This window comes from Amazonocrinis nigriterrae CENA67 (assembly GCF_016056305.1).
Classification (GTDB): Bacteria; Cyanobacteriota; Cyanobacteriia; order Cyanobacteriales; family Nostocaceae; genus Amazonocrinis; species Amazonocrinis nigriterrae.
In genome coordinates this window covers 12,012-38,235 of sequence record NZ_JAECZC010000098.1, presented here as the reverse complement: position 1 = coordinate 38,235, position 26,224 = coordinate 12,012, and the positions used below count along the sequence as shown (strand labels likewise).

19 protein-coding genes are annotated in these 26,224 nt (G+C 40.0%); 9 read left to right on the top strand and 10 right to left on the bottom strand.

The features are described from left to right. Nucleotides 1–8: 8 nt before the first annotated feature. On the bottom strand, nucleotides 9–1,604 hold the full coding sequence (locus tag I8748_RS30790; RefSeq protein ID WP_198128282.1) for a glycosyltransferase family 39 protein: 1,596 nt from the start codon (nucleotides 1,602–1,604) through the stop codon (nucleotides 9–11). A 412-nt stretch (nucleotides 1,605–2,016) separates the two neighbouring features. On the opposite strand from I8748_RS30790, the gene I8748_RS30785 reads away from it, so the two are divergent. From I8748_RS30785 to I8748_RS30770, 4 genes are all read left to right on the top strand, one after another. Continuing rightward, nucleotides 2,017–3,261, top strand: coding sequence for a glycosyltransferase (locus I8748_RS30785; protein WP_198128281.1), 1,245 nt, complete (start codon nucleotides 2,017–2,019; stop codon nucleotides 3,259–3,261). A 92-nt stretch (nucleotides 3,262–3,353) separates the two neighbouring features. Beyond that, entirely contained in the window at nucleotides 3,354–5,147 is a 1,794-nt protein-coding gene (locus tag I8748_RS30780; protein ID WP_198128280.1) for a glycosyltransferase family 39 protein, read from the top strand. Nucleotides 5,148–5,355: 208 nt separating this feature from the next. Then, nucleotides 5,356–7,005 (top strand): ArnT family glycosyltransferase, encoded by a 1,650-nt coding sequence (locus tag I8748_RS30775; protein WP_198128279.1) that lies wholly within the window; start codon nucleotides 5,356–5,358, stop codon nucleotides 7,003–7,005. 88 nt (nucleotides 7,006–7,093) lie between these two features. After that, nucleotides 7,094–8,761: a N,N-dimethylformamidase beta subunit family domain-containing protein gene (locus I8748_RS30770; RefSeq protein ID WP_225896597.1), complete on the top strand. Its 1,668-nt coding sequence runs from the start codon at nucleotides 7,094–7,096 to the stop codon at nucleotides 8,759–8,761. A 123-nt stretch (nucleotides 8,762–8,884) separates the two neighbouring features. On the opposite strand, the gene I8748_RS30765 is transcribed toward I8748_RS30770, so the two are convergent. From I8748_RS30765 to I8748_RS30755, 3 genes are all read right to left on the bottom strand, one after another. After that, nucleotides 8,885–9,481: a DUF3318 domain-containing protein gene (locus tag I8748_RS30765; RefSeq protein WP_198128278.1), complete on the bottom strand. Its 597-nt coding sequence runs from the start codon at nucleotides 9,479–9,481 to the stop codon at nucleotides 8,885–8,887. Nucleotides 9,482–9,551: 70 nt separating this feature from the next. Next, on the bottom strand, nucleotides 9,552–9,884 hold the full coding sequence (locus tag I8748_RS30760; RefSeq protein WP_198128277.1) for a hypothetical protein: 333 nt from the start codon (nucleotides 9,882–9,884) through the stop codon (nucleotides 9,552–9,554). Continuing rightward, complete coding sequence (locus I8748_RS30755) at nucleotides 9,884–10,276, bottom strand: hypothetical protein (RefSeq protein ID WP_198128276.1); 393 nt, start codon at nucleotides 10,274–10,276, stop codon at nucleotides 9,884–9,886. Before I8748_RS30755 ends, I8748_RS30760 begins: the two co-directional genes overlap by 1 nt. Before the next feature lie 258 nt (nucleotides 10,277–10,534). Here I8748_RS30755 and I8748_RS30750 point away from each other — a divergent pair, with 258 nt between their 5' ends. After that, complete coding sequence (locus I8748_RS30750) at nucleotides 10,535–11,968, top strand: DUF3370 domain-containing protein (protein ID WP_198128275.1); 1,434 nt, start codon at nucleotides 10,535–10,537, stop codon at nucleotides 11,966–11,968. A 77-nt stretch (nucleotides 11,969–12,045) separates the two neighbouring features. Here the strand turns inward: I8748_RS30750 and I8748_RS30745 are convergent, their stop codons facing one another. Then, the gene (locus tag I8748_RS30745) at nucleotides 12,046–12,348 is read right to left on the bottom strand and encodes a small RNA NsiR4-regulated ssr1528 family protein (RefSeq protein ID WP_198128274.1); all 303 of its coding nucleotides are present in this window, start codon (nucleotides 12,346–12,348) and stop codon (nucleotides 12,046–12,048) included. Between the two features lie 269 nt (nucleotides 12,349–12,617). Between I8748_RS30745 and I8748_RS30740 the strand changes: the two genes are divergently transcribed. Further along, on the top strand, nucleotides 12,618–13,004 hold the full coding sequence (locus I8748_RS30740) for a hypothetical protein (protein ID WP_198128273.1): 387 nt from the start codon (nucleotides 12,618–12,620) through the stop codon (nucleotides 13,002–13,004). Nucleotides 13,005–13,053: 49 nt separating this feature from the next. On the opposite strand, the gene I8748_RS30735 is transcribed toward I8748_RS30740, so the two are convergent. The 3 genes from I8748_RS30735 to I8748_RS30725 all read right to left on the bottom strand — a co-directional run bounded on the left by I8748_RS30735 (nucleotide 13,054) and on the right by I8748_RS30725 (nucleotide 16,905). Continuing rightward, the gene (locus I8748_RS30735) at nucleotides 13,054–13,308 is read right to left on the bottom strand and encodes a hypothetical protein (protein ID WP_198128272.1); all 255 of its coding nucleotides are present in this window, start codon (nucleotides 13,306–13,308) and stop codon (nucleotides 13,054–13,056) included. A 185-nt stretch (nucleotides 13,309–13,493) separates the two neighbouring features. Further along, nucleotides 13,494–16,565 carry a phosphoenolpyruvate carboxylase gene (gene ppc, locus I8748_RS30730; protein ID WP_198128271.1) on the bottom strand — a complete coding sequence of 1,024 codons (3,072 nt, stop codon included), beginning with the start codon at nucleotides 16,563–16,565 and terminating at the stop codon, nucleotides 13,494–13,496. 106 nt (nucleotides 16,566–16,671) lie between these two features. Next, a complete protein-coding gene (locus I8748_RS30725; protein ID WP_198128270.1) occupies nucleotides 16,672–16,905 on the bottom strand; it encodes a hypothetical protein in 234 nt (77 codons plus the stop codon). 219 nt (nucleotides 16,906–17,124) lie between these two features. Here I8748_RS30725 and I8748_RS30720 point away from each other — a divergent pair, with 219 nt between their 5' ends. The 3 genes from I8748_RS30720 (at nucleotide 17,125) to psbA (ending at nucleotide 23,131) form a co-directional block, all read left to right on the top strand. After that, a complete protein-coding gene (locus I8748_RS30720) occupies nucleotides 17,125–20,151 on the top strand; it encodes a DUF1574 family protein (RefSeq protein WP_198128269.1) in 3,027 nt (1,008 codons plus the stop codon). 203 nt (nucleotides 20,152–20,354) lie between these two features. Beyond that, complete coding sequence (locus I8748_RS30715; protein ID WP_198128268.1) at nucleotides 20,355–21,851, top strand: MBOAT family O-acyltransferase; 1,497 nt, start codon at nucleotides 20,355–20,357, stop codon at nucleotides 21,849–21,851. A 197-nt stretch (nucleotides 21,852–22,048) separates the two neighbouring features. Further along, nucleotides 22,049–23,131, top strand: a complete 1,083-nt coding sequence (psbA, locus tag I8748_RS30710; protein ID WP_198128267.1) for a photosystem II q(b) protein — start codon at nucleotides 22,049–22,051, stop codon at nucleotides 23,129–23,131. A gap of 109 nt (nucleotides 23,132–23,240) precedes the next feature. Here psbA and I8748_RS30705 read toward each other — a convergent pair whose 3' ends face one another. Both I8748_RS30705 and I8748_RS30700 read right to left on the bottom strand, forming a co-directional pair. After that, nucleotides 23,241–23,786 (bottom strand): hypothetical protein, encoded by a 546-nt coding sequence (locus I8748_RS30705; RefSeq protein WP_198128266.1) that lies wholly within the window; start codon nucleotides 23,784–23,786, stop codon nucleotides 23,241–23,243. A gap of 527 nt (nucleotides 23,787–24,313) precedes the next feature. Continuing rightward, a complete protein-coding gene (locus I8748_RS30700) occupies nucleotides 24,314–25,696 on the bottom strand; it encodes a helix-hairpin-helix domain-containing protein (protein WP_198128265.1) in 1,383 nt (460 codons plus the stop codon). Nucleotides 25,697–26,224: the final 528 nt, after the last annotated feature.

Genomic DNA, 26,224 nt, shown 5'->3' with positions numbered 1-26,224 from the left:
CTCATTAGTTAAATCTTAGTCTTTTGTAGTCGCCACAGCCTAGCTTTTTTATAGACCGTAGTTAGTCGATAGTTTTGCTCAATTCCAGATTTTAATTCTGGAGATGGATTATATAAAAATATATCGCTGAAACCAGCCGGAATTTGGGGTAAATTTGGCTGAATTAGTAATTGCATCTGCACTTTTGAATTTAGCAAATGGCTTAAAGACATTAAATCGCCAATATTTAAAGAATTATTGCTACTAATCAAAAGTGGTTTATTAGTTTTGTTAATTATACGAGCTATTTCAGGGTTAGAAATACTACCTTTATTCCACCATGATTCAGCTTGAGAACTAATCAGACAAGATAATAATCCACTGGAAATTACTATAATGATGGCTAATTGCCAAAACTTACGTGCTATCAACCTAGTAGAAATCAGTTTAGTCGCAAGTAAGTAAGCAACAGCTAACTGAATGCCTACATAACATGGCATCACATATCTAGCTCTAACACTGAGCTTACCTCCGATTATTACATCAGGTAATACGAGAGCTAATGCAGTTATGCCAGTCAGTGTAAAAATAAATAGCCAGGCTCGTGGTGCAGCTTGACGATAAAGAAATAAAAATGAATATATTACCAGAATTAAAATTAGAGGAGTTAAAAATCGACCCCAGCGTAAACCTGGAAAATGTAAATCTGGAAAAAATGGTTCGTAACGCCAGAAATCTGCAAATAAATAACTAATGTTAGTAATCCAAGTTGCCACTAAACTAGAAAGAGATTGTCTGGTCTGGGCACTAGCTGTTACTCTGTCAATTTGAGATAAGTTATTAATAATAATATAAATCCAAGGGATGAAAGCAAAAAAACCAGCGCTAGCTGCCACTAAATAAGCTTTCACTGTTTTGGTAAATCGAAAATTTTCTGTGGCAATTACATAAATACCATGAGCGATCGCCACCAGACCAGAAAATAAAAAAGTATATAATCCTAGTGCTACTGTCACTCCATAAATCCCCCACCATCGCTTGCTATGCAGTCGCATTGCTCGTAGCAGTACAGCACTCCCCAGCAAAATTATTACTGTCCATAAACTGAACTGTCGTGCTTCTTGAGCATACAGCACATTTAAAGGTGAAACTGCCAAAAGTGCTATGCTCATCCATGCTGTGATTGGTGACTCAAATAATTCTAAACACAGCCAATAAATACCAACAAAAGTTAGCAAACTAATAATAGCTGACAGAATTCTCGTGGTAGCTATTGAATTACCAAAAATTTGCACCCATAATCTAATCATTACGTAATAAAATGGTGGATGCTGAGGTTCTTCTAAAGCTAAAGAATTAATTGTACTAATTACACCTTTTTCTGAATTGGGACGTTGATACTTTTGTATAGAATCAACACCGATTACACGCCCGTCAAATACTTGTTGAACAAATTCTGTTTGAGTATAACCAGAAATCCTTAATGACGTGTAAGCTTCATCGTGCCAATAGACTTTTCTATCAAGGTTGACGAAACGGAAAAATATACCTAATAATAAAAAAACAATTAAAATTAATAGTCTATATTTGTAAAAGTTATTATCTTTTCTTTTTTTATTGTTCATATCTCATTAGCTAAACGTTTTTTTATTTTGAATTTACTCAGATTTTAATACATTAAATCAACTCTATTTTTCATAAGAAACTACAGGTTGCTGTTAATATAATTGCTTTTTCTAAAAAAATAGCTAATTTTTAAATTTAGTTACTTTTAAGACTAGTATATATACTCTTGTTTTTTAGCCATGAATACTACAAATTAATTCCAATGCTTACATTTAAACACTTATATAATACTGATAAACTAAGACTTGACACTGGCTAGAATATAGAATAAGCAAATTTGCGACAAGATGAAAAAATTTTTCGCTATTGAGTTCCTAGTAAAACAGCTAGCATGTGTGCGATAGTTGTCATATTGTACTTAGATTTAAGCAGACTTTTACACACCGTCACTGTTAATGTGAAATTTCCTTTATGAATTTGAACTCACCTAAATCACTGTTAACGGTTCCGACTGGTTCATTACAGATTTCTGAATTACTGCCTACCTATGTAGATGCAGATGATGAACCCATCTATTTTTCTCTAATTATTCCTACTTATAAAGAGCGAGATAATATATACCATATTGTCAAAATATTAACTCAGCTACTAGATGAATTCATACCAGATAAATACGAACTAATTGTTGTAGATGATGATAGCCCAGACCGCACTTGGGAAGTAGCACAATCTTTGACAGGAGAATATCCGCAGTTACAGGTGATGCGCCGCCAACAGGAGCGGGGGTTGTCTTCAGCAGTGATTCGTGGATGGCAGGCTGCAAGAGGGCAGGTATTGGGGGTGATTGATGGAGATTTACAACATCCACCAGAGGTTTTAACGCAACTATTACGTGGGATTCAAGAGGGAGCAGATTTGGCAGTTGCTAGCCGTCATGTGGAAGGAGGCGGCGTTAGCAGTTGGAGTGTTGTCAGGCGTTTTTTGTCTCGTGGCGCTCAGGTGTTGGGATTGGTTATTCTACCTAGTGTATTAGGCAGAGTTACTGATCCGATGAGTGGCTATTTTATGGTGCGTCGGAGTGCGATCGCAGGTGCAACACTCAATCCAGTAGGTTACAAAATTCTCCTAGAGGTAATTGGCCGAGGAACAATAGGCGGAATTACTGAAGTAGGTTATGTATTTTGTGAGCGCAAAGAAGGTGAAAGTAAAGTCACATGGAAGCAATATGTCGAATATATCCACCATCTAGTACGGTTGCGGTTGTCTACTGGACGATTAGGACGAGTCAGGAGAAAAATCAACTTCCCCATTGACCGATTCCTACGTTTTGGGTTGGTGGGTTTGAGTGGTGTATTTGTAGATATGGCAATACTGTACTTGCTCAGCGACCCGGCTACTTTAGGTTGGCCGTTAACGCGGAGTAAGATCATTGCTGGAGAAATTGCAATTTTGAATAATTTCTTGTGGAATGACGCTTGGACATTTGCTGATGTCAGTATGCGACAGCAGGAATGGCATCAACGCTTAAAGCGCTTTTTGAAATTCAATGTCATTTGCCTTGCTGGATTGGTTTTGAATGTTTTGGTGTTGAATTTGGTATTTAACTTCATCATTCCTAACCGCTACATTGCTAACTTGATAGCGATCGCAGTTGCAACCATTTGGAATTTCTGGGTGAACTTGAAACTAAGCTGGCGCGTCACTGACGTAAAATAGTCAACTGGAGGATGAAGTATGAAATTTCAGCCTTCATCTTTCAGCTTGATAATTGCTCGTGTGCTTCCAGCACGCGAAACGCCTAACAAAGGATGCATTTATATAATCGCTATCGTGCCATTTTCGATCGCTGGCTTCACCCTTTACTGTGCCTCGCGTGGTTCCTCATAGGTTTGAGCTTGCGCCTAGCCAACTTGACTAGCAAGCCTCCTTGGACTGATGAGTTTTCCACCTTAGTGTTTAGTTTAGGTAATAGTTTTTTGCCAGTACCGCTCGATCAAGCGATCGCACCTGATATTTTATTGCAACCGCTACAACCACAACCAGGTGCTAACATCCACGACGTATGGACACATCTCAGCCACGAAACTAACCATCCTCCACTTTACTTTTTCCTAGCTCACTGGTGGATGCAGTTATTTCCTACACAAGGGGGTTTAGTTTCTTTGTGGGGTGCGCGATCGCTAGCTGCGGTTTTTGGTGCTGTATCCATACCAGCTATCTATATTTTCAGCTTGGTGACTTTCCGCTCTCGCTTGGTTGGGCATTTAGCCGCAGCCATGATGGCAGTATCACCCTACAGTATTTTTCTAGCACAAGAAGCTCGTCATTACACTTTAGCAATTTTGTGGGTAATTGCTTCTCTTACCTGCTGGATAATTGCTATACGTAATATCCAAAACCGCAGGCAATTAGCCATTGGTGTAGCACTCTCTTGGGTAGTAATTAATGCTTTAGGCATTGCTACTCATTACTTTTTCGCCCTCACCCTCTGTTGTGAAGCTTTAGTTTTGATTGTTCTAGCTTGGCATCAGTGGACACAGTTTAACCAAAAGCAAACAACAAATTTATCCCCCTTATCCCCCTCATCTCCCCATCTCCCCATCCTCCCACCCTGGCGGCGCATCTATGCTGTTGCTGCTGGCACATTTGTTGCAGGGGTAGTTTGGTTGCCAGTATTTTTACATAACACTTATGGTAGTAAATTGACAGATTGGATACAACAACCACGCGAGGGTTTTGCGTGGTTAAGTCCAATTTTCCAAGCTTTTGCTGCGTGGATAACCATGCTTTACTTGTTACCAGTTGAAGCACCACAAATAGCAATTGTGCTTGGTTCTGGGCTGGTGATGCTGATTTTCATGATTTGGGCAGCACCAATTTTAGTACGTGGATTCAAGATACAACTACAACAACCAGAGAATCGGTTGATGATTCAGGTATTATCTGGAGTAGTTGTGAGTGCGATCGCTTTATTCTTTATTTTTACCTACTTTCTGGGCATAGATTTAACACGGGGCGCTCGTTATAACTTTGTTTATTTTCCCGCTGTCATAGTTTTACTTGGGTCAAGTTTAGCAGTGTGTTGGCATGGTTCCCAGAACTTTAAAGGAGAAAATCAAACAATAAAGGAGAAAATAGGTAGATGGAATATAACTGGCAAGAAAGCTGTGATACTCATTTGGTTAATGGGATTTATTAGTGCCATCACAGTTGTATCTAATCTCGGTTATCAAAAATACTACCGCCCTGACCTTTTTGTACAACTAATTCAAAAAACATCCCAAGTTCCAGTACTGATTGCAACTACCCAGATCACTCATGTACAAATTGGTGAAATGATGGGAATAGCTAGGGAGTTGAAAACGCAAAATTCTCAATTCCCATCTTCTCTATTTCTTCTTGCCCATCAAGACAAAAACCCCAATACTTCTACTGCTGCATTAGAAAGTACATTAAAAGAACTATCAAAACCGTTTGACTTGTGGCTAGTAAACTTTCATGCTCCTATAGCAGAGTCAGTTAAAAAATGTGCTGCTGATACTCAATCTTTGCCAGCAGTAAACGGCTATGAGTACAAGATTTATCATTGTGGTAAAAATTAATAGTCAAATTAAAATTTGACTATTAATTGGCAATTTTGGTATTTATAAGTTCGTAATTATTTTCTTGATTTTTCATTGGCAATTCCTAATTAACTATTTTTAAAAAATACAAATTTAAAAAACGATTGCGACAGATGGATTGATAGAACCTAAATTCATAAAACAATTTCCAATCTAAAATCTAAAATCCAAAATCCAAAATGGTAGAATGCCTAATTTTGCTAAACTTTTATCAAAAACTAGAGCTGCACATTATTTAGGGATAATTATCTGGATTACACCATTATTAATATTGAATAATGGTGAAAACAGCCTTATGCCTTATGATGAAGCTGTATACGCTGTGCGTGCCCGTTGGATGCTCGAATCTGGTGATTGGCTAACTCCCCAATCGTGGGGAGAACTAGTTTATGAAAAAACGCCGGGCCCTTATTGGTGGCTAGCATTTGTTTATAAAATATTTGGTATTACTGAAGAAACATCTCGCCTACCAGCCCAAATAGCTTGTATTTTCAGCCTATTGTTGGTATATGAAATTGCAGTTATGCTACTCAAGAAACGTATCGCCTACTTAGCTTCAGCAATTTTGGGTATATCGTTTCTTTGGCTTCAGAATAGCCGATTAGCTAACGCAAATATTATGACCATTTGCATAGCATTTCTAGGTCTTTGCTGTTTACTAAAAGCAGAGATACATCCTAAATATCGTTCTTGTTGGAGCTTTTTGGCAGGATTGAGTTTTGCATTGGGATTGTTAATTAGAGGACAATTAATATTTGTAATGCTTATAGGTTTATTACCTTATTTAATTTGGGAACATCACCGTCATCGGCTTCTTTATAACTCCATGTTGTATGTAGGATTCATCATCGGATTAGTTCCTACATTGACTTGGTTATTGTTAAGCTGGCTGCGCTATGGTTCCGTAGTTTTTGAACAATTATTTGGCTTAGCATTTAGAATAGCATTAGAACAGCGTAATGGTAATTCCCCTTTCTTTTATCTGTGGAACACTCCTATTAAAGCGTTCCCTTGGGCTTTTTTTAGTATTTTGGGACTGATTATAGTTTCCAAGCGCCCTATTAAGAGGAATCATTGGATATTAATTGTCTGTCCTTTGGTGATCTTGACGGAAATTAGCTTAGTTTCTACTCGTTTACCCCACTATGCACTGATGCTATATCCGTTTATGGCCATACTTGCCGCAGTTGCTTTTGATTGGTTAGGTGAAGTTTATAACAATAATCTTAATACAAGAAAATTTAGAATTATACCTCGTAACTTGAGTTATTTATTTGGGGGATTAGGTGGTTTAATTTTTCTAGCAGGAATCCTAATATATACAGGTATTTTACCGATAAATTTTGAGCAAAATATAAATATTAAAAATTACGCGATAATTGGACTGGTTTTAGGATTTAGTTGGTTAACCTTACCTCTGATTTGGATAGTACGTCATCGGTTCGGTAAAAAATTTTTAACAGCTAAATATTGGATTGCTAGTTGGTTATTAAGTGCATGGCTAGGTTTAGCTATAGCTGGGGCTACAGGACTGTTCAGCAATTATAATCCTGACATTAAAGTATTCTTGCAACAGAAAGCGATCGCGTCTGCACTGCAAAACAATTCTATTAACTTTGTAGTTCAACAAACAGATGCTCTCACAACCGGCGGAAATGAGGCATTATTGTTACTAACGTTTTATACACCCCACTGGGGACAGCGATTCAAACAAGTCTTTGAAGTTCCAGCGGAAAGTTACGCCTGGGTAAGTCCAGAATCCTCGGTGGGTTTACCCCCCGCTTATCGTCATTTAGGTACTTTTCGGGAATGGAAGTTGATTCAATTAGTGAAATAAAACAGAAGAAAGTAGGAAAGCTTATTGCGTACCTCCTGACTCCTGAATAATAATTTATCTCACACAGAGACGCAAAGGCGCGGAGAGTATGAGGAGTTTTGGATTTGATTACGTTGATTGTATTTTTGATTTTCGTAATGCTAAATTTGCCATCAGGGCAATGATGGCAATACTGTTGAGTGTAAGTTTCAGCTTGTTTTTTCTGCAACCATATGCCTTGGCTGTAGAACTAGCAATGTCTCAGAACAAAAATAATCCTATAATTATTGAAAATCGCAAGATTGGCACTACAGATTGGCAATTAACTAACCCTGCTACTAAACGAGAAATTGAAGGTTATGCTTCGTTAACTAGTGTCAATCGTGGTGAAGAAATTAAATTGTTTGTGAATACGAAAGAGCCAAGTTATACGATAGAAGTTTTTCGTATGGGCTGGTACAACGGTGCTGGAGGTCGGCTAATTATACCTGCCATTCAACGAGTAGGAGTCAAGCAACCAAATCCAATTGAGGATCAAGCAACTGGTTTGATTGAATGTAATTGGAAAGAACCATATGTTTTAAAAATTCCTAATAATTCTGGTGATTTAACGAAGTGGGTCAGCGGTATTTATTTAGCAAAACTTACTGCTAGTAAAAGTAACAAACAAAGCTACATTATCTTTGTTGTACGTGATGATAGTCGTCCTTCTGATATTCTATTTCAATCGAGTGTCACGACTTATCAAGCTTATAATAATTGGGGTGGAATGTCTCTTTATCGCTGGAATAGTCGCGGTAAACAAGCATATAAAGTTTCCTTCAATCGTCCCTATGCCGCTAGTCCTAATTCAGCAGCAGCTTATGGAATAGGAGCAGGGGAATTTTTGACTAATTTGCAACCAAAAAGGAGAACTTCTAGTGCAGGCTGGGAATACAACATGGTCAGGTGGCTGGAAAGTTCAGGCTACGATGTTACTTACTGTACTGGTGTTGATACACACAATAATTCTTTAGACATATATACTACCAAGCCCATACTTTTTTTGCACAAAGCATTTCTTTCAGTTGGTCATGATGAATATTGGTCTGCAAAGATGCGGCAAAATGTAGAAACAGCCCGTGATTATGGTGTAAGTCTAGGCTTTTTTTCTTCTAATAGCTGTTATTGGCAAATTCGTTTTGAGCCTAGTCCTATTACTAGAGACATGAACCGTACTATTGTTGCTTATAAAGAAAGTGCGGCTCTAGATCCCTTTGCTAGAGACAAGAATCCGGCAAACGATTTTCTAGTAACAACTCTTTGGCGAAGCAAACCTGTAAATCGCCCAGAAGAAGCTTTTATTGGAGTTATGTATGAAACATTTCAGGTAAATGCTGATATTGTGATTGATGAAACAGCACCAGATTGGTTGCTTGCTGGTACACAATTGAGCTTAGATAATACTACAAAGTTTGTAGCTACAAATTCCACATCAGTTGTTAAGAAAATGCGTCTTAAAGGACTATTAGGCTACGAAGTTGATCGCATGTTTCGCTACGCCCCAGCTAATACTATTCGCATTGCCCATTCACCTTATCGATATCAGGGTGGTACGAGATATTCAGATATGACCGTTTACACTACAGATTCTGGTGCAACGGTGTTTGCTACTGGTTCTATGCAATGGAATTGGGGATTAGATAATTACAATGCAGCACAATTACGCCCTGCTATATTAAGTCCTGATGCACAAGCGATTACACACAATGTCTTAGCTAAGATGATAGGTAAATAAGAGTTATGAGTGAATAGTTAATAGTTAGGAGTTGTGATTTGTCAATTTTTCACTGCTGACTCAGCATTAAATAAAAGAGTTACAAGTTTTTAATCCTAACTCCTAACTCCTAACTCCTAACTTTTAACTTTTTGGCAAACCCACGTTTGATAATCCAGCGATCGCTCGTAGGTTTTGGCAACGAATCAATTCGGTAAAATTTAAACTGGAATGTCCTTCAATCTTGGCTACCGCCTCAATAGCAGCTAACAAATGTTCAGCGGCTTCGGTTTCGGAGTATCCCCGCCGCTGCGCTACCCGCATGGCTGCTGCATCAGCATTCAACTCTGACTCTTGAGATTGATTATTGCGCCAAATGCGAGCCAATGCGATCGCACTTAATCCTCCAGCAACAGCTACACCTACAACGTCTGACTGTGCTGATTCCACTACTGCACCCAACAAACCCAGCAGTACTACACCTTGATAAAGTTCTGGTTTAAACCACTTTACTCCTGTTAATAGGCTAACCTTCTGCAACAGTAGCAAGTCTCGTTGTGGTTTTGTCAGGCGAAACCATAAATCAAAATTAATATATATCGGTCGTTCTCGATTCCACGGTAGAGGAAAAGCAGCATCTATTACCTTTACTTGCTCAGGCTTACTGACAATTTTTGTCGTCATTCGAGCCGAAGCAGGCATCACATCTAATAAACGGCGAATTTCAAAGTTTGGCTCCATAAGTTTAATTTAAGGTATTTAATGAAGATGTAATCGGCTATATTAATTGTGAAAATGCTATCGTTTTTTACTATTCGTATCTATCCTTTTTCGATTTAATAACTTCTATAACATCATCATGCCGTTGCCCTTCGATAATGTCTTTGAGGTGAATTTTCCCTTCTATATACTGAAGATGGATACGCCATCCAGAGATTTTATCTATATCAGCACGATATATTGCTTGTTTAATACCTTTTACTTTATGCAGTCTTGTTTTAGGAAAACTTCTGGTTCTGTGGCACTCATTATCCTCTAGTTCAGCCAAAGCTTCTAAAAAATCAATTTTTAACTCGTCTGGCAAAATCTTCATCGCTTCATAGATAAAGCCATACTCATCTAAAAGAGGTTTAATTTGTGCCATTAGCTAGAATGAACCTCAACCTCTTGATTTTCTATAGTAAAGTCTTGGTAAAGAATCTCTGCAACTGAACTATATGCTTTTGCAGCATCTTCAGGCTTGACGATTCTAAATAAAGTGATAAGTTTCCTGTCAAAAATTGGATCATCATCAATAGTGAGGATTAGCCGCATTGCGGGTTTAAGTCTCAAGAAATATAGTGAAGAATCATAATCCTTATCTAGTTTAATTTTTTGAAATTGAGAATGAGCTATCTTTTGAAAGAGTGTTTCTGGCTCATGTAATATCAATTGACATACTTTATTAATTTGCTCAATAATATTATCTTTATTAACTTGACTAAAACCTGCTAAATCTCGCTCAAATTCTTTTGTTGATTGAATCAGTATTTCCATTGCATTGACTCCTAAGTCAAAAATCAAAACTTACTTTAAATTTAGCGTAGTGTTTCAAATAATTAAAGTATGTCAAGTATTTTCATCTGAAAACTAAAAATTGTAGCGACAGGCTAGAAGTAGGTATATCAGCTAGTACCTGAATATTTTGCAATATCACTGTCAAAATAGCGATCGCACTTTTCTAAATCGTCTTTCTGGAACTTGTAGTGACAATCAGTCCTCTTTGATACTACAGCTACCTTGAAATTAACATTCATGTCAGTAAAGCTATCATCTTCTGTATTTATACTTCTATTAGGACTTGCTATTATCCCAAGCGTTGGATACACAACTTTTAAATTAAATCGCGATGGTTCAGCAGTCGCCCAAACTTCACCGAAGCCAGCACCCCAAGAAATTATCCAATCTGGGGAAGTGCGCCCTTTACCTGGGAAGTTAGATACAATACCCGTCTTCAACAGCAACAGCCCAGAATGGATAAAAACTGAAGGGATTTTACTTTCTACTTTTCCTCCAAATGGGAAAAAAGTCCCAGCAGCACACCTCAATTTTCCTTTTCAAGGACGCTTTGACTTATTTGCCCATCACTATACCCACACTCCCAAGGATTTACAAACACTTTATTTGGGTGTAATTCTGCATAACCCAAGTAAGCAGCCTGTAACAGTAGATGTGTTGCAAGGGGCAAGTTATTTGATGCAGGATGCACCCTTTGTTACCTTACCTCCCTACGTAGACAATAATGATGGTAAGGCTTACTCAGGGCCAGGCGATCGCGCTGTTAGCGATGTACTTCGGGGTGTTCGCCAAGCTGATTTTTCCGCAAAGCTAGTCATTCCGCCAGGACAAAGCCGGATGTTGCTAAATCATCCCATTCCTGTGCGAAATTTGGAAAAGCCAATAAATGGTCGGTCTAGCTTTCTGCGGTTGCGTAGTAGCGGTAAAGTTTATACAGCTAGCTTGGCAATGTTTGCTAAGAAAAATTCTGACGGTAGCGATCGCGCCCCCACTCTCACAGAATGGCAAACTTTACTTAATACTGGAAACTTCGCCGGGCCACGAGATAAAACTCCAACACCTCCAGATGCTACTGGTGGCGCAATGATTTATGGCCGTGTCGCTGGTGTTTCTCAAGGTTCCCAATGGCAAGCAACACTAGTGGATAACCCCAAAGCTAAGACTCTCACCATTCCTCATCCTGGCAAAGGTATTTCCTATACTTTAGTTACCTTGCGGGGTGGTCAATTGGGTACTCAACAAATCCAAACAGCAAAAATGCTAGTACGCTATCCTGATACAGCATACGAAGCTCACGGTAACTATGGGGTGGAATATAATCTCAGTTTACCTCTAAGCAATTCTACTAACCAAACTCAAACTGTAACTGTAACTTTTGAAACACCTTTAAAGGAAAATAAATTATCTCAAGGTGGTATACGTTTCCGTAAACCATCCCTTGATTTTCCGTTTTTCCGAGGCACAGTTAGGTTACGGTATGTTGACGACCAAGGGCAACAGAAAACGCGCTACGTGCATTTATGGCACAGAACTGGGCAAGTTTTAGACCCATTGCTACAGCTTGTCATGCCACCCTCGACTCAGCGCCAAATACAAGTAGATTTGATTTATCCACCAGATTCTACACCTCCCCAAGTCCTGACTGTGAGAACTTTGGAAAAATTATACTAATAAAACTCTTTGTGTCTTAGTGTCTTTGTGATAAAAAATTTTGAACCACAAAGGCACTAAGGCACAAAGTAAAATATTTATTTACCGCCGTAGAAAAAGGCAATTTCTTTTTCTTTGAGGGGGGCAAAACCAGCTTCTACCAGTTGTTGATCGAGTTCTGCTTGGGGAATGTGCTTAGCGCCAATTCGCACGATGCGCGATCGCATAGTATTAGATACACCACTGCGCTGTCTATTTGCTTCTAATGCCATGACTTTGTTATACAGGTCTAGCTTCGCAGGCGGAATGGGAGTACCATCAAAATCTATTCCTTTGGCGATCGCTTCATCAATAGCATCAGCGCCCTTAGTGGAATTTCCCTGGTTAGTTTCAACAGACATGACAATTTGCTCTTTATACTACAGCTAGATTTTACCAGCCATGAGGAGCGGGGGAGCGGGGCAGCAGGGGAGGAGATATTTATCTATCTAAGGATAGTTTTCTTCTGCTTGTGTATGTTGGTGTATGTAGGCTGCCAGGCTTGTTACGTATATTGAAATATACTTATATATTAAGTATCAATAGTATTTTTAAACAACGTGCGTGTACACTTGTCAGTTTTCAGAATTTTGATTAACCTCGAAGCATCAGTGTAGCAGAAGGTGATATAATGTCTGGCGAAAAAAATCCTCACGACAAAGACCGCAGCCTCGAAAAAGCACTGACCAACAAAATTATTGATGATTACTTTGAGAATTCTGAAGGTTGGCTCAGGGCGATTTTACGAATGTGCATCTTCTCATTAGGTTACCTGAATGAACGAACGGTGTTTATCGTTGAATGTCCAAATCATGCAGTAGCTAAACGGCTGAGTCGTAAAACTTTTCCTTTTCGAGGAATCGTCTATTATTTAACTGACAATTTGAACGGTTGCGATCGCACTTTATTTTGCTATCAGAAAAATCAAGATGGAACTTGGCATTGCTTTGACACCAGCACCAACTCTTGGAAAAGCTTAAGTAATTTAGAATCAAGCACTGCAACAACGGATAGTTGACTGATAACTGATAACCACTGACAACTGACGACTAACCACTGACAACTGACTAATAACGATATCGGCGTGTCACTGAACCACCAACGAAGGCCCCTAAAATTGTACCTGTCCACAGTCCTGTTGTGCTGCCTTGCCACATTGCCCCTGGTGTGATCAAAGTGTTACAGGCTTGTTTGAAACCCCAAGGCTGGTTTTGACACTTCTGGCTATGCATCATTAAGGTGATTTGTCCACCGATGTAAGCACTAAAAAAACCTGATGACAGTGCCAAAAAAGTACAAATTAAAACTCGATTTTTAGTCATTAGTCATTAGTCATTAGTCAGTTGTCAGTTGTCAGTTGTGAACTAGCGTGGTGGACAGGTTTACTTTATTGAAACACCTGCTTTCCTATGAACAATTGGTGTTAACGAAGTGGTAGCGTTAACGAAGAACGAGGGTCATTTGTATATGTTTTACCACTGACTACCAACAACTGACAACTGACTTTTCAACCAGTATTTCTCATACCGGCAGCAATACCATTAATAGTTAACAATGCGCCTCGCAATAACTCTCCTTTGCTGTAACGGGAGTGAATTACTCCAGAGGTGACTGTGGAATTTTGGGACTGGCGGAGGCGCTTGAGTAAAGAAACCTGGATGAACCCTAGCGGTACAATTGTTCCATTACGTAATTGTACTGAACGTTGCAATATCGGATCGCCATCTAAGAGGCGCTTATGACCAGTGATTTTCAATACTAAATCCCTGGTTAGATAGAATTCGCTGGCAATTTGCTCAAAAACTTTTTCAAATCTGGCTTTGTCTTCAGGGTTAGACAACTCTTGCACATAATGGTGTGCCATTTGGATGTCCACTTTTGCTAAGGTCATTTCTGCTTTGGAAATCACCATTTTGAAAAAGGGCCATTTGAGATAAAAGTAGCCGAGTAATTTCAGGTGTTCTTCTGGTTCTTCATTCAAGAATTCTTGCAAAGCTGTACCAACACCGTACCAAGAAGGCAGCAAAAATCGGGTTTGCGTCCAGCTAAATACCCAAGGAATAGCCCGCAAACTGCTTAAATCTTTTTTGCCAGATGGACGCCGCGCTGGACGGGAACTAATTTGTAGTTGGCTAATTTCTTCGATGGGGGTGACTTGGTGGAAAAAGTCGATAAAATCAGGTTGTTCGTAGATGAGATTGCGATAATGTTGACGCGATCGCGCTGCTAATTCTTCCATGATTTCATTCCAAGGTTCGATATCATCAAACCCGGTTCGTAGCAAACTGGCTTGAATCACAGCGGTGGTGATTGTCTCTAAATTGTACAAAGCCAAGTCCAACAATGAATATTTAGAGGCTAAAACTTCTCCTTGTTCGGTAATTTTGATTCGCCCGTTAATACTGTGGCCTGGTTGAGCTAAAATCGCCTCATAAGCTGGGCCGCCACCACGCCCCACAGAACCGCCGCGTCCGTGGAAGATTCGCAAATTCACGCCATACTCTTCTGCGATTTTTTGCAGTGATTTTTGGGCTTTATGAATTTCCCAGTTACTACTTAAAAAGCCTGAGTCTTTGTTGCTGTCGGAATACCCCAGCATGACTTCTTGTAAGTTGGGAGTGAGGAGTGAGGGGGGAGATGAGGGGGATGAGGGGGATGAGGGAGAGTTATCTGTGTTTGCTGCGTAGCCGCCGGCTAGTAAGGCGCGATATAGGGGGAGTTCAAACAATTCTCGCATGACGCTTCTGGAGCGTTGCAAGTCTTCTACGGTTTCAAATAGGGGAACAACTTGAATGCTTCCCACTGCAATGGCGGGGTCAAACAGTCTAGCTTCTTTGGCTAACAGCAAAACTTCCAGTACGTCGCTAACTTGGCGGCACATGCTGATAATGTAAGTTTGGCAGATGTTGATACCAAATTCTTGTTGCAGCGATCGCACGATGCGGAAGGTTTGAATGACATCGTTGGTTTTTTCAGAAAATGGCAATTCTGCGGGTATTAAAGGTCTACGGGTTTGTAGTTCTCCTGTTAGCCAAGCAACTCTTTGTTCTTCAGATAAATCGTTGTAAGATTGGGGCAATATTTGCAGGTATTCTAGAATCTCATTCAAGGCGTCAGAATGGCGGGATGATTCTTGACGAATATCTAGCTGGGTTAAATTAAAGTCAAAAATTTCGACTTGACTGATGAGATTTTCCAACTCTCGACAACTTAAACCTGTTTCCGTCAAGTTCCGGTGAATTAACCGCAATTCTGCTAAAAACTCTGACCCCGAACGATACATGGGTGCGTCTTCGTTTTTTGGCGTTTCTCTATTATATAGAGCAAGATTGCGATCGCGTGTATTTTCCAACCGTTTCAGCACGTAAGATAGTTTGAGCCGATAGGGTTCTTGGCGATAACGCAGTGCCAATGCGTCGTATACTTCACTTAATTGCGACTGGTCTAATTCTAGAGATTCCAGCAAGTCCGGTAAAACATCACTCCAATGCATCGATACACTGAGTAACTCTATCAGCTGCTTGACTGACTTGATATATCTTTCCAGCACCATTTTACGCTGATAGCAAGCTGTTTTCCAGGTGGTTTCTGGGGTGACTGAGGGGTTACCATCTCTATCTGAACCTACCCAAGAACCGAAAGAACAAAAGTTTTTACTCGGTGGTTGCAGCCAAGCAAAAGTTTTACCTAAAGCGTATGTCAAGCGTTTATGTAACTGGGGAATGCCATCAAATAACACTTCTTGAAAGTAGTGTAGGGCATAATCTACTTCATCCAGAACTGTGGGCTTAAACTGATGCAGTTCGTCTGTACGCCACCACAGGCGAATTTCTTCGAGCAATTTTTCCCGTAATTCTGCTGATTCCCAAGGATAACCTCCTAGCGTACTATCAGAGCGGTTTTCTACTACATCCAGCTTTTGTAAGAGGTTGACTACTTGCCGCTGTTTATCTCGAATCGTATGCCGGACAATTTCTGTCGGGTGTGCTGTGAATACTAATCGCACATCCAGTTGCGAAATGAGGCGTTGAATTTGCTGGGGTGGTACATTCAGCCTATATAAATGGGGAAACAAGGTAGCAAAAGTACCTTTTTGTTTTCCTTGGGCTTTGGTAAGCCAACTTTTAGTTAGCCATTCTGTTTCTATTTCTGTCTCAACAGTGGCATCATCTTCTTTTTGGTTTGAGGAATATGTTGTATTTGTTTGAATTTCCTGATGTACCAATTCTGTTTCTACTTCCGAATAGCGGGTCAATTGCTGCCGCTGTTCATATTCCTGCTCTATGATGTTAATCAGCTGAAAATACAAAGCAAAGGCACGAGCTGCCCGAATTGCTTCGTTGATGTTCAGTTGTTCAATCAATTTCACAGCAGCAGAGGCTTGATCATTTGTGGCTTGTCCTTCCGGCGAACATAAAGCGCGTAACTCCCGCAATAAATCCACCATGTTTTGACCGCATTCTTGCCGGAGTACAGTTTCCCACAATTCCTCCACTATCTGGAGACGATGACGCAAAAATAATTCCGACGCTGGGTAGAAATTTGCAGCTTGAGACAGAGAGTATAAAACAGAACTCATATTTTTTGCTCTTTGAAAGCCGATTGCTGTTGACAGTTTCTAATCTTGGCGATTTAGGCTCATGGTTTTTTCCTGAGCATTTAATTCTTAAGTATATTTTTTAACTTTAATTGTCAAATTCGCTGTCATCTGGGAAGGGGAGAATGGGTAGGCGATCGCCTCGAAACAATTCTTCACTCGCTTCGCCTATAGATTCTAATGCTTTTGCTGTGAGCTTTCCCGTGGTCAGCAGCAGTAGTATAGAGCCTGTACCTAGTTGTAAGAGGAGAGATTGGGGAATGCTAAACAAAACCAGATTTAATCCAGGATTTTGTGAGGACTGTTGGTTAATAGAAGACATTGGTATTTCTTGGTTGAGTGCAAATGAGTAGAATGAAACGCATTATCGATAGATATTTGTGAAACTTGCAATGGTACAAGACTATCTTGGCCGATTTTGCAAGGTCATAAGGTAACAAAAGTGTTAAAAAAAAACTGCAAAGTATGATAAACCTATGGTTCTAGTTTACAAGTGCAGGCAATATACCCCAATACTCGCTTCCTGTAAAGTTAACTGCCCATGAAAACAGTATTACTAGATAGTCAGCAATCGTTAGTGCAATGGGTAAGCCAGGCAACAGGAATTAACTCTTTGGGAGTTAAAGTCCGGTTGCGGGGAAATGACCTACACATTCTTTGTGAAGGTTCAGAGTGTCCTCAACGCTGGCGCACTCTGTCTGACTTACTTCACGCACTACAGCAAACAGACTTGGATGTTCTGACGAGCAGCGAACAACCCTCAATATACCAAGTATTTGTCTATGGGCGGAAGAAAGGGGAATATCGGCCGCAATGGTGCCACCGGGTTTATTTAAATCAACTGGAAAGGCACTTAGAACAGGTAAAGCAAGCCCTGGAGGACTCGGAAAAGTCTAGACAAGTGGGTGGGGCGCTGATCATCCCTAATGAAAGTTTAGCTCGTCGCGGAGATCCCAATGCCATCGCTCGCTATCTCAGCGAAACTTTAAGTGCATTGGGCGTGGCGGTACAGGTTAGAATCAAGCAGCATCAGCCAAAAGATGACACTCAACCTGTGATCAATCGCCTATGGGTATTTTGTCAGACCAGCTACAGCCCTGATGCTTCACTGCTAGCAGAAACAATTGCCCAGCAGTTACGCCATCTCAAGCTTTCTGGCTACAAAGATGCAGTCATTATTTCCCAAGTCAGTGGTGAGACAACACCAGAGTGGCTGTTAAAGGTGGATTTGACACCCCCGGAGGTGATGCTGAAAGAATGGGCGCGTTGGGGGGATGTGCAAGCGATCGCTATGCTGTTAACTGAGGTATTATCTGAGTTAAAAGTAACTGTCCAAGCTACTCTCAAAGAATCAACTTTACATTTATTTTGCAGCCCAGCGGTTTCACCAGCAGCAGATACACCAGCACCAGATAAGACAAAATGCCTAGAGGTGATTGTACCGCAACTCGAAGCGATCGCTCCCCAAGGCATTCTTGCCGCCACCATTTACGGACAAATAGACGAAAACCAACCAGCATGGGTTGACTGGCTGGCTTTACCTGCGGCGGAACATCCAGCCCTTGCGACTTCTGCCTTAGAATTAGCAGCTACTGGCGATCTACCAGCGATTATTTTTTTACTAGAACGCTTACTCAATCCTGACCTCAATCAGCGTTTAAAAACAGGTGGTATTCGCATATTTATGCTGCAAAAAGGTGATTTATTGCACGTTATGTGTGATGCACCTGTTTGCCCAACACGCAAACAAATAGCTAACAAAGTGACGCAATTTTTGCGTTTATTAAAATTGTCTGGCATTTGTGGGGTGAGAGTCTACGGTCGTCGTGCTGGTGACAAAGAACCATCTTGGCATCATGGCGTAGATTGGGAAAATCGCCAGCGTTTAGTTCCAGAAGCTACGCCAGAATTTGCTGCAACTTCAGAATATGTTGGCGACCTTTTAACCACCGAAACCAACGAACCAATTATCCGTCCTGACTTAACTACAGAAGAAGTTCAAAGTTTTGTCAAAGAAGTAGCGCGGGATTGGGTGACAACTGCTACTAGCACAGTCAAAAAGTGGCTACTAGCAACGCAGGTATTTACAGAAGCTGACCAGCCAGAAACCCCAGACTATGATTATCAAGGAGTTAAGGTTGCTTTAGTTTGGGGGACATTGGGATTACTCCTGACTCTGCAAACTGATTGGTTCTTCGGTCGATTCATTACTCCTATTCAGCCCAGTTCGCCACCAGTGGCTAGTGCTTCGCCCCCCTCACCCCCAAACGAAAAGCCATCATCTCAATCTGAGGATCATCAAACAGAGAAAACAGCATTTTTAAGTAATACCACGAGTAAAAAATCTTCTTTAAGTAAAAGTGGTGCTTTTAACGCTTCTGGGTTTACTCAAAGTGACGATAATCAACCCAAGAATTTGACAGCCGCACCATTGAAGGAAAAAGCCAACGCAGCTGCTATTTTGTTAGCAGCGCGATCGCAGATGCCAAGTTTCAATGTGAGGCAATTAGATGAACAACTCGCATTGTATAGACAGCGACTAGCTCAGAGCAGTAATCCTCCGGATGTGTTAATTATTGGTTCCTCCCGCGCCTTGAGGGGAGTTGATCCTGTGGCACTTTCCAAAGCCTTGGCAAATCAAGGTTATCCTGATGTTGATGTCTTTAACTTTGGCATCAACGGGGCCACAGCACAAGTCGTCAACTTCCTCATTAGCCAAGTCCTAGAACCATCAGAACTACCAAAACTGATTATTTGGGCAGATGGTTCCCGTGCATTTAACAGCGGTCGTGAAGATATGACATTTAATGCGATCGCAGCTTCTAATGGGTATAAACAAGCGTTGCAGAAAACACAAGTAACTCCAAGTAGCGAAGACTCACTCAAAAATCCGGCAAATTCCACACAGAAGCAAGATCAGTCAAACCAGAACCCGGAAATTAGCGGCTATCAAGCATTAAATCAGTGGTTAAATCAAGCATTAGCTCATATTTCTTCTAGCTACCAAAAACGTGACCAAATCAAAGCTTTATTGCACAAACAACTGATATCTTTGCCTTTAGTTAACATTCCAACTCAGACTGTTACATCATCAAAACAGTCTACAACAGACAATTCTGAAGAAGACGCTGGGCAGCAATCAGTTGATTTTGATGGTTTCCTACCTTTATCTATACGCTTCAATCCTGCTAGATACTATCAAAAGCACCCCAGAGTTACGGGAAATTATGACAACGACTATAAATCTTTTCAAATAGAAGGTGAACAAAATGTTGCCTTCCAAGAAATGCTGCAATTTACTCAAGCACAAAATATTTCCTTAGTATTTGTTAATATGCCTCTTACCACAGAATATTTAGACTCAGTACGCAAAAAATATGAGCAAGAATTTCAGCAACATATGTTAAATTTATCTACCAATCCTAACTTTATCTATCGGGATTTAAGCGAACTTTGGCCCAAAGCCAACGATTACTTTTCTGACCCTAGCCACCTTAACCGCTTTGGTGCATACGAAGTTTCCAAAAAATTAGCCAGTGACCCAATGATTCCTTGGCCTGCAAAGTAAAGTAGTCAGTTGTCAGTTGTCAGTCGTCAGTTGTTTTTTCTTCACTGACTACCAAGAATAATTATTTCTTAGCTGACACCGGACTTCGATTCTTTTTTTTTGTTTTTTTGTGTACTTTGTGGTTCGTTTAATAACACTTCAAAGTAACTTCATAGACCGAATTTATAACAACTGACCACTTACCACTGACAATTAACTAAAAAATGAATTTTATATCAATATCCTACGGATTATTCTTACTAAGTGTTCTGGCAATTTATTGGTCTTTTGCAGTTCAAAAGTTACGGCTGTGGACATTGCTGATTGCCAGCCTTGTGTTCTACGTATCTTTACAAATCCAGTACCTACCACTACTATTAGCACTAACTTTTATTAACTTTCGTTTGGGGCGGGAAATTGGTAAAAACACCTCTCCAGGAAAACATTCCCTTGATTGGCAAATTTCTAACGAAGAATGGCAGTATGCTCAAGCTGACTGGAATCGCCGCCGCCTTAAACTGATGTGGTTTGGCGTAACTTTAAATGTTGTACTGTTATTAGTATTTAAGTATCTACCTGCTTTATTACAAATTATTTTTCATATTCAAATCAACCAAGCAGATGCCTCTTCTAAATCGTTTCTCCCTTTGGGAATTTCCTTTTTCACCTTTGAGTGCATTGCCTATTTAGTAGATGTATATCGCGGTGCGCCTGCAACTGATAAATTTATCAAATTTGCTAGTTACAAATTATTTTTTGCCAAACTGATTTCAGGGCCGATTACTCGTTACCATAATTTAGCCAATCAATTTAATACTCTACATTTGCCGACATCTGAGAAAGTCGCCGAAGGGCTTTGGTTATTTGCTAGGGGCGCTGTCAAAAAAAGTATTTTGGCTGATAATTTAGGAATATTTGTTGATTTATGTTTTGGTAACTTGCAACGCGCAGGTAGTGGTGATTTATGGCTAGCTACATTTGCTTATGGTTTGCAGTTATATTTTGATTTTAGTGGTTACGTAGATATGGCTCGTGGTAGTGCTTTGCTATTCGGCTTGGTATTGCCAGAGAATTTCGACTTCCCATACTTCAGCACCAGTATTGCAGAGTTTTGGCGGCGCTGGCACATGACTTTGGGAGATTGGTTGCGTAATTATCTGTACTTTCCTTTGGGTGGTTCCCGTCGAGGCTTGACTCGTACCTGCTGGAATTTATTTATTGTGATGCTAATTGCTGGCATTTGGCATGGCTCTTCCTGGAATTTTGTAGTTTGGGGAACATACCACGGTTTGGCTTTGGGGGTTCATCGACTCGCAGATGCGATGAGCGATCGCTATGAACATTTAGAACATTTCTGGCAAAATCCTTTAGGTATAGTTGTAGCTTGGCTGTTGACTCAGTTGATGGTTTTTACCTCTTGGATCTGGTTCCGTCTAACCAACTTCCAAGACTCCTCTTGGGTAATTCAGCACCTGTGGGGTTATTCTGGCGATCAACAGTTTGCTCAAAAGGTTTATGTTGAAGCCTTGAATATGAGCCAATACCAACTTGCTTGCTTACTGATAATTTTAGCTGCATTAATGGGTATGGTATATGGCTTCAAAGGCAGGCTGAAGTTAGATCTGAACTGGCCTGTGAAGCTTGTTTTTGTGCCCTTATGTCTATATGCTGTTTGGTTATTAGCTCCTCAAGGAGCGCCTCATATCTACTTTGCATTTTAAGTAGTGGCAATTCGTGAATTATCCAAACTACCGTGTAGCTTTGCTTTAGTCGTTAGATAAGTAAATCAAATCATATTGATAAGAAATATTAAACAATTGATAGTATTTTTAACGTAAATACATGTTAAGTTTATGAGTGCGTACAAATAATTAGGTACGCAAAATTTATTAGCAACATTTACAGCAATCATCCAAAAATGACCACAACCTTACAAAGACGCGAAAGCGCTAACGTATGGGAGCGGTTCTGCAACTGGATCACCAGCACCGAAAACCGGATTTATGTCGGTTGGTTCGGCGTGTTGATGATTCCAACCTTGCTAGCTGCTACCGTTTGCTTCGTAATCGCCTTCATCGCTGCTCCTCCAGTAGACATCGATGGTATCCGTGAGCCTGTTGCAGGTTCTTTAATCTACGGAAACAACATCATCTCTGGTGCAGTTGTTCCTTCTTCCAACGCTATCGGTTTGCACTTCTACCCCATCTGGGAAGCAGCTTCCTTAGATGAGTGGTTGTACAACGGTGGCCCATACCAATTGGTAATTTTCCACTTCTTGATCGGTTGCGCTTGCTACCTAGGTCGTCAGTGGGAACTATCTTACCGTTTGGGTATGCGTCCTTGGATCTGCGTAGCTTACTCAGCGCCTTTGGCATCAGCTACCGCAGTATTTTTGATCTACCCCATCGGTCAAGGTTCTTTCTCTGACGGTATGCCCTTGGGTATCTCCGGAACCTTCAACTTCATGATCGTGTTCCAAGCAGAACACAACATCCTGATGCACCCCTTCCACATGTTAGGTGTGGCTGGTGTATTTGGCGGAAGCTTGTTCAGTGCAATGCACGGTTCTTTGGTAACTTCCTCCTTGGTTCGTGAAACAACCGAAACCGAATCTCAAAACTACGGTTACAAATTCGGTCAAGAAGAAGAAACCTACAACATCGTTGCAGCACACGGTTACTTCGGTCGTTTGATCTTCCAATACGCTTCATTCAACAACAGCCGTTCCTTGCACTTCTTCTTGGCTGCTTGGCCTGTAGTGGGTATTTGGTTTACCGCACTGGGTGTCAGCACCATGGCGTTCAACTTGAACGGTTTCAACTTCAACCAATCAGTGATTGACTCCCAAGGTCGCGTCATCAGCACCTGGGCTGACATCATCAACCGCGCTAACTTGGGTATGGAAGTAATGCACGAGCGTAACGCTCACAACTTCCCCTTAGACTTGGCTGCTGGTGAAGTTGCTCCTGTTGCAATGAGCGCTCCTGCTATCAACGGCTAATAATCAAGTCTTAGCCCAATAAAAAACGCCCCCCGGAAACGGGGGGCGTTTTTGTTTGTTTTGTTCAAACTTGAACTTGGTATGTAATTTTATAGGATTGTGTAATTTTTCAAGTATAGTTATTTTTTCTATAATTCTTACGCCATCTTTCAAGATTTTCTATGGTTATTGATTGAGTTACGACATTAACACCATTTCCTCGCCAGTCAACTTCTGGATCTGTTGTAAAAACGCCACATTCTAATTGATCAAGCCTAATATCCCAATATTCACTAAATCTATTTTTCAAGGTAATAACTTGCTCAAACACTTTATTTCTATGCTTATTTCTTCTTTTTCTTTCTGTTGCTCCTTTTGCTACTGTATCAATAAATTTAGTTTCTATTAAAAATAGATTGCCTTTCAATGTCAGGTAGACAAAATCACATTTACCTAAATCTGTATAATCGGCAATTGGAGATTTTTCAAATAACAACAATTCATGACAATAAGGAAACAATGATTTAATATTCAAAAATAAATAAGCTTGTAATAGAAGTTCATTGTCATAGGGAAAAAGCAAAACTCCCTCAAAAAATTGTTTAATATCTTGCTGAGTTTGAGGTTGAATTTTTTTACAATAAGAAACAAATTGATATAAATCGTTTGCAATCATCAAGTTCTAACTCCTTACCCTGACTTTTTATCCGAGTCCCCTTGGCATAAAAAGATACCATTTATTTTGTGAAAGGAGCATCCGCAGAAGTAACTAAAAATGATGAAAGTTCAATATTGATACGGATATATACCATTGGTAACAGCCTTAAAAATATACTTAAATTTTAAAATAACTTAAGTATAAATGCGATATTCTTGAGGTTGCTACCAGTTAGGCCGATTACTTGATTGAGGAAAGCGGTGGCTTTAATTTAGCCAAGTTTTTGTTGGAAACTTCTATTTTGCAAACGCTTTGCGATCGCGTCTACCAAGCGTCTAATACTAATTTTTCATGAAGATGCATTTAATATTAAAAAAGGTAGATGGGTTGTCCAAGCTTTCTCGTTCACCAAAGGTGTTTGCGTTCCCTCGAAGAGGGTTCAGCGACTTTTTGCAGAATACCACCAGCCAGCCTGTATCAAAATATTTTCCAATTGCTTATTAAACGCTTTATTTAATATGATGGTTGGTAAAGATTGCCCCGCACTACCTTTTGTCGTTTTTTAGTTCTGTCAAACTCTCGTTAACTAGGGGTTTTAAATCAGCATTAAAACTGGCCTTTTTTAGTTCATGAACAGCTATCCCAGAATCTTGCACGCAAAATTGCCAACCTAAACGAACTAATTTACGTGAATTTTCATTTTGTACAATGCCAATCACCGGCATTTTAGCTTTTTCTTTATCCCCTGTATGTTTTTGTAAAATACTTTTTAAGTAATCCAGTTTGCTGATGTCAGCTACATCTTGGGGATGAAGTTCCACCGTCACCATTTGTACTGTTTCCACTGGTTCTGCATCTTCAACTATCAATTGAGTTTGATCGTCTCTGCGGTCTACTTTTCCCCAAATAATTAATCTGGTGTCAACTGCGAGTATTGAACTGATCCGCTCATAAGTTTTAGGAAATACTACTGCTTCCGATTGTGCAGTTAAATCTTCAATTTGCAAAATAGCCATTGCATCACCTTTCTTGGTCATCACTTTTTTCACAAAATTCAGCATGACAACCGCACACAGTTTTGTGTCTTCCCTTTGTTCGCTAAGTTGTGAAAGATTAATCGGGTTTAAAAGTTTTGCTGTTGGATTTAATGATTTTAGCGGATGATCTGATACATATAAACCCAACAATTCTTTTTCCATTCGCAACTTGTCTTGTGGTAGATAATCAGGCACAGGCTGAGCTTTAGGAGCAGAATCATAAGTATCATTTTTTGTTTTATTACTATTAGTAATAGAAAATCCCCCTAATAAATCAAAGAGGTTTCCCTGACCGATCGCTCTATCTTTAGCACGAGATTGCGCCCATTCATATACCAGTTCGAGGTCTTTGATTAACTGATGGCGATTGGCTTCGAGTTTGTCAAAAGCTCCACAGGAAATTAAAGACTCTAAAGTCCGGCGGTTAACAGCACGCAGATCAACGCGATCGCAGAAATTGGCAAGTGATGTAAACTCCCCTCCCTCATTTCTCGCTGACAAAATACAGGCGATCGCATTCTGTCCCACATTCCGTACTGCTGAAAATCCAAACAAAATCTTGCCTGCCACCGGGGTAAAATCTAGCCCAGAACGATTAATATCTGGCGGCTCTATTTGAATACCCATACTCATGCAGTTATTAATATATTTCTGCACTTTATCGGTATCGCCACTGTTAGCTGTTAACAGCGCCGCCATGTATTCTAATGGATAATTAGCTTTTAAATATGCAGTTTGATAGGTAACATAACCATAGGCAGTCGAATGGGATTTATTAAAACAATTAGAAGCTACCAACCCATTTTTAATAGCAAAATTATGGTCACACTCAACCCCAATATCATAAACATTTTCTGTGCCTACATATTTACGAGAAATTATTTTAACCATGTTTCCCAAACTCCAAAAAATTGTATAATCAGTTAATATTAGGTCTTACACAAGATTCATAAATTTGTAGTTGAGGCTGTCAATAGTCAATAGTCTAAAAAAGCTTAATTTTTGACAATTGACTGTGGACTGTTGACAATTTTAGCCTTTATTTAGTGTGAGTTCGATGAACCTCTCCCCAACCCCTCTCCGCATCGGAGAGGGGCTTTGAAATTCCTGATAAAGAACGAAAAATTAAGGTTTTTAAGCCTCTCCCCTGAAAGGAGAGAGGTTTGGAGAGGGGTCTTTTAAATCTGTCGAACTCACGTTTATTTATTGTGCCAGTTGCATAAGTACTGAATTGCTAGAATCAGTACAATTATGTGCTGAACAATGCCCATAATACAAACTCCACTGTCGAACTAACACTACTAGCCTTATACACGAGAATAACCAAAATCAGCAATAAAAATCGGCGACAAGAGAATAAAGCACAATGCCCCATGCCCAATTCCCCATGCCCAATTCCCAATTTTCAATTACCCATTC

Bases quoted from the DNA above. Each gene is read 5' to 3' on its own strand.
- I8748_RS30755 (WP_198128276.1), bottom strand. From the start codon at position 10,276: ATGGAAATACTGATTCAATCAACAAAAGAATTTGAGCGAGATTTAGCA.
- I8748_RS30780 (WP_198128280.1), top strand. From the start codon at position 3,354: ATGCATTTATATAATCGCTATCGTGCCATTTTCGATCGCTGGCTTCAC.
- I8748_RS30735 (WP_198128272.1), bottom strand. From the start codon at position 13,308: ATGACTAAAAATCGAGTTTTAATTTGTACTTTTTTGGCACTGTCATCA.
- I8748_RS30775 (WP_198128279.1), top strand. From the start codon at position 5,356: ATGCCTAATTTTGCTAAACTTTTATCAAAAACTAGAGCTGCACATTAT.
- I8748_RS30715 (WP_198128268.1), top strand. From the start codon at position 20,355: ATGAATTTTATATCAATATCCTACGGATTATTCTTACTAAGTGTTCTG.
- I8748_RS30760 (WP_198128277.1), bottom strand. From the start codon at position 9,884: ATGGCACAAATTAAACCTCTTTTAGATGAGTATGGCTTTATCTATGAA.
- I8748_RS30745 (WP_198128274.1), bottom strand. From the start codon at position 12,348: ATGTCTGTTGAAACTAACCAGGGAAATTCCACTAAGGGCGCTGATGCT.
- I8748_RS30700 (WP_198128265.1), bottom strand. From the start codon at position 25,696: ATGGTTAAAATAATTTCTCGTAAATATGTAGGCACAGAAAATGTTTAT.
- I8748_RS30790 (WP_198128282.1), bottom strand. From the start codon at position 1,604: ATGAACAATAAAAAAAGAAAAGATAATAACTTTTACAAATATAGACTA.
- I8748_RS30785 (WP_198128281.1), top strand. From the start codon at position 2,017: ATGAATTTGAACTCACCTAAATCACTGTTAACGGTTCCGACTGGTTCA.
- I8748_RS30750 (WP_198128275.1), top strand. From the start codon at position 10,535: ATGTCAGTAAAGCTATCATCTTCTGTATTTATACTTCTATTAGGACTT.
- ppc (WP_198128271.1), bottom strand. From the start codon at position 16,565: ATGAGTTCTGTTTTATACTCTCTGTCTCAAGCTGCAAATTTCTACCCA.
- I8748_RS30765 (WP_198128278.1), bottom strand. From the start codon at position 9,481: ATGGAGCCAAACTTTGAAATTCGCCGTTTATTAGATGTGATGCCTGCT.
- I8748_RS30725 (WP_198128270.1), bottom strand. From the start codon at position 16,905: ATGTCTTCTATTAACCAACAGTCCTCACAAAATCCTGGATTAAATCTG.
- I8748_RS30705 (WP_198128266.1), bottom strand. From the start codon at position 23,786: ATGATTGCAAACGATTTATATCAATTTGTTTCTTATTGTAAAAAAATT.
- psbA (WP_198128267.1), top strand. From the start codon at position 22,049: ATGACCACAACCTTACAAAGACGCGAAAGCGCTAACGTATGGGAGCGG.
- I8748_RS30720 (WP_198128269.1), top strand. From the start codon at position 17,125: ATGAAAACAGTATTACTAGATAGTCAGCAATCGTTAGTGCAATGGGTA.
- I8748_RS30770 (WP_225896597.1), top strand. From the start codon at position 7,094: ATGAGGAGTTTTGGATTTGATTACGTTGATTGTATTTTTGATTTTCGT.
- I8748_RS30740 (WP_198128273.1), top strand. From the start codon at position 12,618: ATGTCTGGCGAAAAAAATCCTCACGACAAAGACCGCAGCCTCGAAAAA.